The following is an 11,947-nucleotide window of genomic DNA, read 5'->3' on the forward strand; positions in this document are numbered from 1 at the left end:
CCCGCACCCGGTACTCTGTCGCCACCAGAGGTTTTGCAGAACTAGGCAGGGCCTGACACGGCACCAGAGATAAAATCATGCACACAGAAGACCCCAATATTTTCCTAGGCTCCGAAATCGAACAACCCCGGCCCGAGGATGCCCTGTTCCACATCCTGCCGATCCCCTATGAGGAGACCGTCTCCTATGGCGGCGGCACCGGCAAGGGGCCGGCGTCCATTATCGAAGCCTCCCACCAGCTGGAAACCTTCGACAACTTCTCCTCCCCCTGCGACCTCGGCATCTACACCCGCGACGCCGTAGACACGTCAGGTCCTGCGGAGCAGGTGATGGAAAATATCGCCAGCGCCACCCGCGAGATCCTGTCGCTGGGCAAGATGCCCGTCGGCATTGGCGGTGAACACTCCGTCACCTGGGGCATCATCAAGGGCTACCTGGACGCCGGCATCAGCGACTTCGGCGTGGTGCAGATCGACGCCCACGCCGACCTGCGGGACCGCTACGAGGGCCACAAGCACAGCCACGCCAGCGTTATGCGGCTGGTGTGCGAGGCCGGTATTCCGCTGTATCAGCTGGGCATCCGCGCCTACTGCGAGGAGGAAATGGAAGCGCGCAAACAGTACGGTGTGCGCTATCTGGACGCCCATCAGCTGGTGCCCACCCAGGTGCAGTCCATCGAACTGCCGGAGGACTTCCCCAGCAAGGTGTTCTTCACCCTGGATATCGACGGCATGGACCCCTCGGTCTTCCCCTCCACCGGCACCCCGGTGCCCGGCGGACTGGGCTGGTACCAGACCCTGAACCTGTTCGAATCCGTGGCCAGACAGCGGCAGATTATCGGTTTCGACCTGCTGGAATTCGCTCCCATCGAGGGCTTCCACGCTTACGAATTCGGCGCCGCGCAGCTGCTCTACAAGCTGATGGGGATCGTGCAGCGCAACCACGCAGGCTGATCCTGACCGGGGGAATATCGCCGCGGTTCTCTGGCAGACAAATGGTCCATCGAGTCACGGCCGTCCATTTTCACAGCTCGTCCCACCGGTCGCCGCAAACGCGGTCACCGGCTGACAAATCTTTACCCGGAATGCCCGGCGTGGCGTAGCACCCTCTCCGGATTGCGGTTATTATTTGCACAATGTGAGTACTCGCTTTGCTGGGGAGGTATGTCCGTGAGGGAGACTATAAAGGGGATGGAAACGCCGTGAAAAAAGCGCTGAAAGTGTTTCTGTGTGGTGTCGGCCTGCTGACGCTGCTTTCGTTTGCATTCGCCAAACCCGCCGAGGCCCGCGGTGGCCACCACCACGGTCATGGTCATGGCCACTATCACGGGGGTTACTGGGGCCCCCGCTTCCGGGGGCCGCGCATCGGTATCGGTATCACCGTGCCCATCCTGCCCAATGGGTTTGTAAACCTGGCCGTGGGCGGCAACCCCTATTACTACCACGGCGGCTACTTCTACCGCCCGGCACCCACCGGGTATGTGGTGGTATCCGCCCCCCTGGGCGCCGCGGTGCTGTCCCTGCCCGCCAGTGCGGTACAGGTGCAGATCGGCGGCTTCACCTACTACCAGTACGGCAGCGCCTACTACCAGTGGCAACCGGGCGTTAACCGCTATGTGGTGGTACCGGCACCCGCGGGTGCACCGGTAGCCGCCGCAGTGGCGAGCCCGGCCCCTGTCGCGGGCGCCACCCAGTCCGCCTACAGCCCCGGGCAGGTGGTGGAATCGCTGCCAGTTGGGTACACCGCAGAAGTAGTAAACGGCGTGCAGTACTACCGCTACGGCGGCCATTACTTTATGCCCACCCAGCGCGACGGCCACGAAGTCTACGTGGTGGTTCAGATCTGATGCGCTAGCGGGCCTCGGCAGTGAGTCCGTGGAAACGGGCGAAGTCGCCGAGGGCCCTGTTGAACCCCGCCAGCAATCCCGCCTTCGGCGGTTGCCGCCAGTGCAGCCCCTGGATACGCAATACACCCTCTTCCCGGTCGGCCTTCAGGTCCACCACCCCGGCAAAGCCGTCCCGGTACAGAACCGGCAGGCAGAAATAGCCGTAGCGGCGCTTGGCCGCAGGCACATAGCACTCCAGTTGGTATTCGAAGTCGAACAGGCGCTTCAGGCGCTTGCGCTGGATCAGCAGGGGGTCGAACGGGGACAGCAGGCGCACCTTGCGCGGCGGCGGCTGCGGCACCACACCGGCGTCTTCCGCCAGTATCAGCTCATCGCCCAGCGGCGCCAGCTCACCGGAGCCCAACATCGCCGCCACGGCACTCTTTACCAGCCCCTTGTCGCCCCTGCGCAGATACGCCATCTCCTCCGCGCGCCCAACGCCCTGGGCACGTAGGTAGCTGCGCACCAGGTAGCGGCCGTACTCCGCCTCGCTGGCGGCCGCAGTCACGGTATCCGCCGGCAGCAGCCGCTCGGGCAGGTCGAACACCTTCTGGAAACCGTCGCGGTGACTGACCATCAGTTCGCCCTCGTGGAACAGTTGCTCCAGCGCCTTCTTCTCATCCGACCAGGCCCACCAGCCGCCCCTGGCGCGCACGAAATCACTGGCCTTCAATGGGCCCTCTGCGCGGATGCGGTCGAGTACATGGCGGCACAGTTTGGCGTTTTTCTCGAACCAGTGTTTCTGGCCCTCGCGGATACGGTCCATACGCACTCGGGCGAAGCGGTAGTGAGCTGTGGGCAGGTAGGCGGCGGCGTGGGACCAGTATTCGAAGATATGGCGGCTGCGCTCGGCTGCTGCGAGCTGCGCTTCGCGGTAGCGCGGCAGGCGGGTGTAAAGCTGGTGGTGATGGGCGCGGGTAATGACCTGGATGGCGTCCAGTTGCAGGGCGCCGAGGTGTTGGATCAGGCCCGACACGTCGCCGGGCCAGGAGTGGTAGACACGCTGGCGCTGCAGCACCAGCGCGCGGATGGCGTCCGCGGACAGCACGGTTCGGTCCTCCCCTGGCGGGATTACTCGGCGCCCTGGTAATACTCCGGCGCCAGGTTGTCGAAGCGGGTGTACTTGCCCACGAAGGCGGCGCGGCAGGTACCGATCTCGCCGTTACGCTGCTTGCCGATGATCAGCTCGGCGAGGCCCTTGTCCGGGCTGTCCTCGTTGTAGTACTCGTCGCGGTAGATAAACAGGATCACATCCGCGTCCTGCTCGATCGCACCGGATTCCCGCAGGTCCGAGTTCATCGGGCGCTTGTTGGGGCGCTGTTCCACACCGCGGTTCAACTGCGACAGGGCGATGACCGGACATTCGTATTCTTTTGCCAGGGCTTTCAACGAGCGCGAGATCTCGGAGATTTCCTGGGTACGGCCCTCGGTGCTGCCCTTCACCTGCATCAGCTGCAGGTAGTCCACCATCACCAGCGCCGGCATCGCACGGCGCTCGGCTTCCTCGCGGGTGAGCCTGGGGTCCGCCTGCATCAGCTTGTTGGTGTGGTCGCGCACGGTGCGCTTGACCCGCGCCCGCACCTCGCTGGGAGAGAGCCCCGGGGTGTCGTCGATGTACAGGCCCTTGCCCTTCATCTTCTGCACCGCGCTGGACAGCTTGGGCCAGTCCTCTTCCTGCAACTTGCCGTTGCGGATACGGCCCTGGTCGATACGGCCGATGGACGACAGCATCCGCATGACCAGGCTGTCCGACGGCATTTCCATACTGAACACCAGGGTGGGCTTCTCCTGGCTGAGCATCGCCGCCTCGACGAAGTTCAGTGCCAGTGCGGTCTTGCCCATGGACGGGCGCGCGGCGAGGATGATCATTTCACCCGGCTGCCAGCCGGAGGTGCGCTGGTCCAGCTCCTCGAGGCCGGTACTGAGACCGGTGAGGTCGCCCTCGGACTTGAACAGCTCGTCGATGCGCTCGACGGTCTTCTTCAGCAGCGCGTCGACGCCGACGAAACCGCCCTCTTTCGCCCGCCCCTCGGCAATCTCCGCCACCCGGCGCTCGGCCATCTGCAGCAGGTCTTCCGAGCCCAGGCCACCGGGATTGAAGCTGGTGCGGCTGATTTCGCCGGCGGCGGCGATCAGCTGGCGCAGCATGGAGCGCTCACGCACAATCTTGGCGTAGGCCACGATATTGGCGGCGGAGGGGGGATTCTCGGCGAGATAGGCGGGACCGCCAATATCTGCGAGCAGGTCGCGGCTGGCCAGCCCCTCGGCCAGGGTTACGATATCCAGCGGCTGCTCGCCGTTGGAGAGCGCCTGCATTACCGCGAAGATGGTGCGGTGGCTGGCGACGAAGAAATCGCTCTCGCTCAACTGCTCGGACACCGCGTCCAGGCGGCTGGCATCCAGCATCAGGCCGCCCAGTACCGATTGCTCGGCCTCCACGGAATGCGGCAGGGGCGAGCTGCTGGCAGCTTCCTCGATATCGTCTTCGGGCACAGCGTATTCGTTCATGGTGTCGCGGTGTCGTCGTTTTACAGGGCTCAGAAACAATTCAGGCGCTGAATTCACTCAGGAATCCAGCGCCCGATTGTAGCGCGGCTCGCCAGGAAATGGGTACGGATGACTCAGATTTACCCGGCGGCCACCGGCTGTGTGCAGGCCTTACTCGGCAGCAACAACAACCTTCACAGTGGTGATCACGTCGGCGTGCAGCTGCACGTCTACGTCATACTCGCCCACTTCGCGCAGTGCGCCTTCCGGCAGCTTCACTTCGGCCTTCTCTACTTCAACGCCGGCAGCAGTGATTGCTTCAGCGATGTCGCGAGTGCCGATGGAGCCGAACAGCTTGCCTTCGTCACCGGCGTTGGCGGCAATGGTAACCACCAGGTCAGTCAGCTTCTCGGCGCGAGCTTCAGCAGTGCTCACCTTGGCAGCGGCAGCTGCTTCCAGTTCAGCGCGCTTGGCTTCGAACTCAGCGATGTTCGCTGCGTTGGCCAGAATGGCTTTGCCGGTAGGCAGCAGGTAGTTGCGGCCGAAGCCGGCTTTAACGTCAACGCGGTCGCCCACGTTGCCCAGTTTGCCTACTTTGTCGAGCAGAATAACTTCCATCTCGGAACCCTCAGTTTCAGTTCTTGTGCGGCGGTCAGGAGCAGTTGCTGCCCGTCCGCGCGCGAATATCAATCCAGCTATCTATCAGTGCGAGGCCTGCTAGGAACCCGACCAGCGGGAGCCCTGCCAATGGCTGAGCCACCGAGATCGCCACCATAAAATACAGTGCGATCAATGGTCCGCGACCCCAGCCACGCCGGGCAATCTGCCAGTGAATCAGGCATATACCTGCCACCAGCATCGGGAATGCCGCAACCGCGCCCCAGAACACAAAGCGTTCATTTACGAGGCAACCAACCCACAGCAACATACCGACTGCCGCTACTGGCAGGGGTAGGCGCAACTGGTGCAGCTCCTCGCGGAGTCCTCCCGGGTTGTACAGCATTGCCTGCCACCAGCGTCCCAGTATCAGCGCCAGAACCGCGCTGATGCAGACACTAAATGTCAGGTAACCCGTGGCCTGAACTTCGCCTAAATACTGCAGGCCAAGCTGCTCCGGATCCACGCCGGTCGAGGCCTCTTTCGCGGCCTGCAGCAGGCTTTCCAGCACCCCACCGGAAGCCTGCGAAGTCAGCAGAATTCCCAGCGAGGCCGCAATGGTCAGTGCGACCAGTGCATGGCTCCAGGCCCGGGTACCGCGTAGTACCAGAGCACCGACCAATACCGCAATAAATTGGGTCATGGCCAGTCCGGACATTACCGGTGCTGAAAAACCAACACCGACGGCGGCAACCACCGGCAGCACTGCCCAGGCCAGAACAAACAGGCCGTCAGTACTGCCGCGGCGCAACCCGACCAGTGCGAGCACCGCCGGGCTGATCAGCGGAATCCCCACCATGGTGAGGAGCACCGCCCGCACGCGCGATCGCATGGCAAATTCAGCGATAGCGCGCATCAGATAGCTTCTCTTGTGAAGCGACTAAGCAAGCGCTTAGGCTTCGTGGCTGTCCGTGTACGGCAGCAGCGCGATGTAACGAGCGCGCTTGACCGCGGTGGCCAGCTGACGCTGATACTTGGCTTTGGTGCCAGTGATACGGCTCGGTACGATTTTGCCAGTTTCGGAAACGTAGGCTTTCAGGGTATCGAGATCTTTGTAGTCGATACGCTTGACGCCTTCAGCGGTGAAACGGCAGAACTTACGACGACGGAAAAAACGTGCCATCTGACTATCCCCTTACTCTTCGTCTTCAGTTTGGTCGGAAGACTGCTCTTCCTCGGCGCCCTTGGAGGAAGATTCTTCCTTCTCGGCGCGCTCGCGACGCTCAGAGCGTTCTGCGCGCGCAGCTTTGCGCTCGCGGGACTCTTTTTCGGCCTTCATGATCGGGCTTTCTTCGCTGATGGCTTCGTCTTCGCGAATCACCAGGTTACGCAGCACCGCGTCGTTGTACTTGAAGTTGGTGGTCAGTTCCGCCAGCGCTTCTTCAGTACACTCGACATTCATCAGAATGTAGTGAGCCTTGTGGATCTTGTTGATCGGGTAAGCCAGACGGCGGCGGCCCCAGTCTTCCAGACGGTGAACGTCGCCACCGCTTTCTTTGATGGTCGCAGTGTAGCGCTCGACCATGCCGGGCACCTGCTCGCTCTGGTCCGGGTGAACCAGGAATACAATTTCGTAATGACGCATTTTTGCTCCTTACGGGTTAAACAGCCTCCCGGCTTGTCGTTGGTGACTGCCCGGTGAGGCAAGGAGTGCAACGGGCGCAACAGGTCACAATGCAACCTCAGTCCTATTGCGGGCGGCGTATTCTATGCGCCCTGCCAACTGGTTGCAAGTTGATCGATTCGACGGAATCCGGGACTGACCAGACCGGCCCATCCCCCGGGCGGTCTGGTCATCCGCACCGGGAGGTCTATGACCAGCCACCCCCACAGGGTCACAGAAATACAGCCGGAAGCCGGCGGCCACGACCGACCAGCGCCCCGGGCGGCTTACAAATAATGTTGAGGAACTCCCGTTGGCGCTCGTCTACACAATCAGAGGCAACGAGATGCACCAGATGCCGGGGAGTAGACGATGGATCCGATGATCATTCAGTTCGACGGTGCCGCACCGGCGGACTACTGCGAACAGCTGGTCCAGCGATTTCAGGCATCGCCGCACAGGACTGCCGGCAGAACCGGCGCCGGCGTGGACACCGCCAAAAAGGAAAGCTCGGACCTGTATATCTCCACCCAGCCCGACTGGCGCGAACAGTGCCAGCGACTGGATCACCTGGTGTACCAGGCATTGATGGGATATTGCCGGCGCTACCCACACCTGCTGACCGGCGCGGTGTCCCCCAGTATTCTCGACGATGCCACCAATGCAATGCGCCCCCTGGCGGCGGAAGATATCGCCAGCCTGAGCGACCAGCGGCTGTACCAGATAGTGAGCGGTATCTTCGCGCTCGACGGCATCAATATGCAGCACTACAAAAGTGGCAGCGGCGGTTACCATCACTGGCACTCGGAACACTTTCCGCACCCCAGTGACCCGCACCAGCGGTCCCTGCACCGGGTGCTGTTCTGGCTGCTGTACCTCAATGATGTGGAGGAAGGCGGGGAAACCGAATTCTTCTACCAGGGCGCCAAGGTCAAGCCCCGCCAGGGTCGACTGATTCTGTCACCCTGCAGCTTTACCCATACCCACCGGGGCAATGTCCCGGTATCGAACGACAAATATATTGCCACGTCCTGGGTGATGTACCGCCCGGCACAGACACTTTACGGCAAACCGGCAGGCTAAAAGACCGGCAACGAACAACAACAAACAATAAAAAACTCACAGACAACAAAAACAAGAACTGACTGGAGCAAAGAAAAACAAACGGGACTGAAATCAATGGAGGCAACTGCCTCCATTTTTTTTGGCTGGATATGCAGGGTACGGGCAGGACGCCCGGCGCGCCGGCCAGCAACTACTGGCGCTGGCGCACCGCCTCGAACAGGCACACGCCGGTGGCCACGGAAACGTTGAGACTGCTGACCTCCCCGGCCATGGGAATCTTGATCAGGTGATCGCAGTTTTCCCGCGTCAGGCGACGCAGGCCAGGGCCCTCGGCGCCCATCACCAGGGCCAGGGGTCCGGTGAGGGAAGCCTGGTAAACACTCTGCTGCGCTTCGCCGGCGGCGCCGAATATCCACACCCCCGCCTGTTGCAGCATCTTCAGCGTGCGGGCCAGATTGGTCACGGTGACAAACGGCAGCACTTCCGCGGCACCACAGGCGACTTTTCTCGCCGTGGGCGTCAACCCCGCGGCATTGTCCTTGGGCGCAATCACCGCGTGCACACCGGCGGCTTCCGCGGAGCGCAGGCAGGCGCCCAGGTTGTGCGGGTCGGTGACACCGTCGAGGATCAGCAGGAACGGCGCCTCGCCTTTTCCATCCAGCTCCTGCAACAGGGATTTCAGGAACTGTTCGTCATACACCCGGGTTTCGCCAGCACAGATCGCCAGCACGCCCTGGTGGTTGCCGTCGTCGCCGACCTTTTCATCCAGCGCACGGCGGTCCACAAAGCGGATCGCGATTTCGTTCTGTTCCGCCTGACGGATGATTTTCTGCAGTTTCTGATCTCTGCGCCCGCGCAGCAGGAGCAGCTCCTGCACCTGCTGAGGAGAGCTTTTCAACAGTGCCTGCACCGCGTGCAGGCCGTATACCAGTTGCTGTGCCACTTACTAATTCTTCTTGCCGGGGTTCTTTTTCGCCAGTTTTTTCTTGGCTTTCTTCTTTGCGGCTTTTTTCGCCGCGTCCGCCTTGGCCGCTTTGTGTGCCGCCTTGCGCGCCGCTACCGCCGGGCGCTTGCCGCCCTTGCGCGGCGGGGTGCGCTTGGGACCGCGGCGCTTGCGCGGCGTTTCATCGCCGGTGGCTTCTGCGCCGTGCGCTTCTGCATCCGGCCTTTCCCTGGAGGGCTTCACCACTTCGGTCTCTTCGCTGCCCACCTTGCGCTTACGGATCGGGCGCGGCGACGTATCGGCTTCTGTCGCCGCCGCTTTGCTGCGATCCTTCAGCCCCTTGCTCCACGGGCTGGCTTTTTCGGTGTCCGCGCTGAAGTCGGACTTGCCGCGCCGGCGGCGCTCCTGCTGGAACTCCACCGCCATTTCCATGGCGCGGCCGCTGACCTTGGTGGACTCGTCTTTCGCTGCGGATTTTGACTCCGGCGCAACCGGCGGCTCGCCCTCAGCAGACTCCGCGCGCGCCTGTTTCGCCGACGGCTTGTCGGCCTTGGGCTTGCGGTATTTCGGCATCTTGTAGGACGGGCGCGGGTGGTGCTCCACAAACGAGAAATCCACCTTGCGCTCTTCCAGATCCACCCGCGCCACCTGCACGGTGACGGAGTCGCCCAGGTGATAGCGGGCGCCGCTGCGCTCGCCAATCAGGCGCTGGTGGGCCTGTTCGAAATGGTAGTAATCCTTGGGCAGGGCGGTGACGTGAATCAGCCCCTCCACATACAGGTCGTCCAGCTCCACGAACAGGCCGAAGCCGGTCACCGCACTGACCACGCCGCGATAGGTTTCGCCCACGTGGTCCTGCAGGTATTCGCACTTGAGCCAGCTGACCACATCGCGGGTGGCGTCGTCGGCACGGCGCTCGGTCATCGAGCAGTGCTCGCCCAGCTCCACCATCGCCGCGGTGGTATAGGGCAGGATTTCCTCCCGCTCCAGCGCGTGGGCTCCGGGGGCCTGGCGCACCTTTTCCGCCACCGCTGCCGGGTTGGCACTGCCGTTGCGGATCAGCCAGCGCAGGCCGCGGTGCAGCAACAGGTCCGGGTAGCGGCGGATGGGAGAGGTGAAGTGCGCATAGGCGCGGTAGTCGAGGCCGAAGTGGCCGCGATTTTCCGGCTGGTATACCGCCTGATTCATGGAGCGCAGCAGCATCATCTGAATGATGTGTGCATCCGGGCGTCCCTGTACCTGCTCCAGTAACGCCTGGTAATCGCCGGGTTCCGGCTCAGCACCGCCTTCCAGGCGGAGCCCCAGCTCGCCGAGATATTCCTTCAGGTTTTCCAGCCGTTCCTGTTTCGGCGTGTCGTGCACCCGGTACAGGGTCGGCAGCTCCGCCAGCTCCATCAGCTGCGCGGCGCAGACGTTGGCGGCGAGCATGCACTCCTCGATCATCTTGTGGGCGTCGTTGCGCTCCACCGGCACGATGCGCTCGATCTTGCGTGCGGCATCGAAAAGGATCCGGGTTTCAGTGGTCTCAAAATCGATCGCGCCGCGCCGGTCCCGCGCCGCGCGCAGGGCCCGGTACAGGTCGTGCAGGTTGTCGATATGCGGGGTGAGCGCAGAAAACTGTTTGCGCAGGCCGCTGCTGCGATTGTCCCGCTCCGCCACCAGCTCGCCCACCTGGGTATAGGTGAAGCGCGCGTGGCTGCGCATCAGGCCCTCGAAGAACTGGTATCCGAGGATATTGCCGGACTCGTCGATGCGCATTTCGCACACCATGCACAGTCGATCCACCTCCGGGTTGAGCGAGCAGAGGCCATTGGAGAGCTTCTCCGGCAGCATCGGCACCACAAAATCCGGGAAATACACCGAGTTGCCGCGCTCGTGCGCCTCCACATCCAGCGGCGTTTCCACCGCCACATAGTGGGACACGTCGGCAATGGCCACCAGCAGCTTCCAGTTGCCATCCGGCAACAGCTCGCAGAACACCGCGTCGTCGAAGTCCCGCGCGTCCTCGCCGTCGATGGTCACCAGGGGCAGCTGGCGCAGGTCGATGCGGGCCTTCTTGTGTTCTTCCAGTACCTCGTCGGCGATTTCGCCCACCTGGGCCTCTACCGCGGCGGGCCAGGTATGGGGAATGCCGTAGTTGCGGATGGCGACATCGATTTCCATCCCCGGCGCCAAGTGGTCACCGAGTACCTCGGATACCTCCCCCTGGGGCAGGCTGTTGCGCCCGGGCTGGGTAGTGATATCCACCACCACATACTGGCCGCTCTGGGCGTCACCGCATTTACCTTCCGCCACCATGATGTCGAGAGTCATGCGCGGATTGTCCGGGCGCACGAAGCAGACACCGTCCTCCCGATACAGGCGACCGGCAACCTGGTGGGTGTTGTGCTTGATCACCCGGACGATGGCGCCCTCGCGCTTGCCGCGGAATCCACCGGGGGTTTCCCGCACCAGCACCTCGTCGCCGTCGAACACCTTCCGCATCTGGCGGTGAGACAGGAACAGGTCGTCGCTGCCGTCGCCCGGGGAGACGAAGCCGAAGCCATCGCGATGGCCGATCACGCGGCCGCGCACCAGGCTCATCTTGTCGAGCACACCAAAGTCACCGGCGCGGTTGCTGGCGATCTGGCCGTCCCGGGACATGGCGATCAGGCGCCGGCGCACGCCCTCGCGGCGGTCTTCATCGTCGATGGACAGCAGGTCCGCCACCGCTTCCCAGGCCACCGGGCCCGGCTGCTGCTCCAGCAGGTCGAGCAGGAATTCGCGGCTGGGGACGGGCTTTGCGTATTTTTCCGCCTCGCGCTCGGCGTGGGGATCTTCCTGTGTGCCGGTTGCGGGAGGGAGGTTTGATTTGTCTTGATTCAAAACAGCTTCCATTGTTCTGCGATTGACCAGGCAGTCCGCCCGGCCCCGGTTTGCACCCGGCGCAGTGGTATGAGTGGGTGCAACTGACTAATTGGCCCGTGAAAGCGGGCAAACTCTGGGAGTGGCGAATGCCGAAAGCGGCCCTTGGCCACCGGAAATGTTGCACATTGCGGCGAGTATAAGCGATTTGGAGGGCAAATCCCGACCCGTTTTATCGCTGAGACCTTCCGCACGATTTCCGCCCCGCCACCAGCGGCACGAAATGCCACAAAAATCGTTGACACCCCCGAGGCAAATCACTATAGTGCGCGTCCTCAACGGAGCACACCGTTGATTTGCCCAGGTGGCGGAATTGGTAGACGCGCTAGCTTCAGGTGCTAGTGGCCTTACGGTCGTGGAAGTTCAAGTCTTCTCCTGGGCACCATATCCGCAAAAAAGGCCG

At 62.7% G+C, this 11,947-nt stretch carries 11 protein-coding genes and 1 tRNA gene; 4 read left to right on the top strand and 8 right to left on the bottom strand.

The features are described 5' to 3' along the window. Positions 1-77: 77 nt before the first annotated feature. Together speB and QZ511_RS09640 are read left to right on the top strand one after the other, a co-directional pair. Positions 78-953, top strand: a complete 876-nt coding sequence (gene speB, locus QZ511_RS09635; protein ID WP_295802060.1) for an agmatinase — start codon at positions 78-80, stop codon at positions 951-953. 248 nt (positions 954-1,201) lie between these two features. Next, entirely contained in the window at positions 1,202-1,846 is a 645-nt protein-coding gene (locus QZ511_RS09640; RefSeq protein ID WP_295802062.1) for a DUF6515 family protein, read from the top strand. Positions 1,847-1,850: 4 nt separating this feature from the next. On the opposite strand, the gene QZ511_RS09645 is transcribed toward QZ511_RS09640, so the two are convergent. The 6 genes from QZ511_RS09645 to rpsF form a co-directional block, all read right to left on the bottom strand. Next, on the bottom strand, positions 1,851-2,933 hold the full coding sequence (locus QZ511_RS09645; RefSeq protein ID WP_295802064.1) for a crosslink repair DNA glycosylase YcaQ family protein: 1,083 nt from the start codon (positions 2,931-2,933) through the stop codon (positions 1,851-1,853). Between the two features lie 23 nt (positions 2,934-2,956). Further along, on the bottom strand, positions 2,957-4,393 hold the full coding sequence (dnaB, locus tag QZ511_RS09650; protein WP_295802066.1) for a replicative DNA helicase: 1,437 nt from the start codon (positions 4,391-4,393) through the stop codon (positions 2,957-2,959). Between the two features lie 150 nt (positions 4,394-4,543). Beyond that, positions 4,544-4,990 (bottom strand): 50S ribosomal protein L9, encoded by a 447-nt coding sequence (gene rplI, locus QZ511_RS09655; RefSeq protein ID WP_295802068.1) that lies wholly within the window; start codon positions 4,988-4,990, stop codon positions 4,544-4,546. Positions 4,991-5,024: 34 nt separating this feature from the next. Continuing rightward, positions 5,025-5,885 carry a hypothetical protein gene (locus tag QZ511_RS09660; RefSeq protein WP_295802070.1) on the bottom strand — a complete coding sequence of 287 codons (861 nt, stop codon included), beginning with the start codon at positions 5,883-5,885 and terminating at the stop codon, positions 5,025-5,027. A 36-nt stretch (positions 5,886-5,921) separates the two neighbouring features. Continuing rightward, on the bottom strand, positions 5,922-6,152 hold the full coding sequence (gene rpsR / locus QZ511_RS09665; protein ID WP_010133305.1) for a 30S ribosomal protein S18: 231 nt from the start codon (positions 6,150-6,152) through the stop codon (positions 5,922-5,924). A gap of 12 nt (positions 6,153-6,164) precedes the next feature. Beyond that, positions 6,165-6,614 (bottom strand): 30S ribosomal protein S6, encoded by a 450-nt coding sequence (rpsF, locus tag QZ511_RS09670; protein WP_295802076.1) that lies wholly within the window; start codon positions 6,612-6,614, stop codon positions 6,165-6,167. 390 nt (positions 6,615-7,004) lie between these two features. On the opposite strand from rpsF, the gene QZ511_RS09675 reads away from it, so the two are divergent. Further along, on the top strand, positions 7,005-7,715 hold the full coding sequence (locus tag QZ511_RS09675) for a 2OG-Fe(II) oxygenase (RefSeq protein WP_295802078.1): 711 nt from the start codon (positions 7,005-7,007) through the stop codon (positions 7,713-7,715). A gap of 172 nt (positions 7,716-7,887) precedes the next feature. Here the strand turns inward: QZ511_RS09675 and rlmB are convergent, their stop codons facing one another. Together rlmB and rnr are read right to left on the bottom strand one after the other, a co-directional pair. Next, on the bottom strand, positions 7,888-8,640 hold the full coding sequence (rlmB, locus tag QZ511_RS09680; protein WP_295802080.1) for a 23S rRNA (guanosine(2251)-2'-O)-methyltransferase RlmB: 753 nt from the start codon (positions 8,638-8,640) through the stop codon (positions 7,888-7,890). A 3-nt stretch (positions 8,641-8,643) separates the two neighbouring features. Then, on the bottom strand, positions 8,644-11,517 hold the full coding sequence (rnr, locus tag QZ511_RS09685; protein ID WP_295802082.1) for a ribonuclease R: 2,874 nt from the start codon (positions 11,515-11,517) through the stop codon (positions 8,644-8,646). Between the two features lie 325 nt (positions 11,518-11,842). Between rnr and QZ511_RS09690 the strand changes: the two genes are divergently transcribed. Next, positions 11,843-11,929, top strand: a tRNA-Leu gene (locus QZ511_RS09690). The last annotated feature ends 18 nt before the right edge of the window (positions 11,930-11,947 follow it).

Source organism: uncultured Microbulbifer sp. (assembly GCF_913055755.1).
In the GTDB taxonomy this organism is placed as follows: Bacteria; Pseudomonadota; Gammaproteobacteria; order Pseudomonadales; family Cellvibrionaceae; genus Microbulbifer.

Coding starts and splice junctions, on each gene's coding strand:
- speB (WP_295802060.1), top strand. CDS start 78: ATGCACACAGAAGACCCCAATATTTTCCTAGGCTCCGAAATCGAACAA.
- dnaB (WP_295802066.1), bottom strand. CDS start 4,393: ATGAACGAATACGCTGTGCCCGAAGACGATATCGAGGAAGCTGCCAGC.
- rplI (WP_295802068.1), bottom strand. CDS start 4,990: ATGGAAGTTATTCTGCTCGACAAAGTAGGCAAACTGGGCAACGTGGGC.
- QZ511_RS09660 (WP_295802070.1), bottom strand. CDS start 5,885: ATGCGCGCTATCGCTGAATTTGCCATGCGATCGCGCGTGCGGGCGGTG.
- rpsR (WP_010133305.1), bottom strand. CDS start 6,152: ATGGCACGTTTTTTCCGTCGTCGTAAGTTCTGCCGTTTCACCGCTGAA.
- rpsF (WP_295802076.1), bottom strand. CDS start 6,614: ATGCGTCATTACGAAATTGTATTCCTGGTTCACCCGGACCAGAGCGAG.
- QZ511_RS09675 (WP_295802078.1), top strand. CDS start 7,005: ATGGATCCGATGATCATTCAGTTCGACGGTGCCGCACCGGCGGACTAC.
- rnr (WP_295802082.1), bottom strand. CDS start 11,517: ATGGAAGCTGTTTTGAATCAAGACAAATCAAACCTCCCTCCCGCAACC.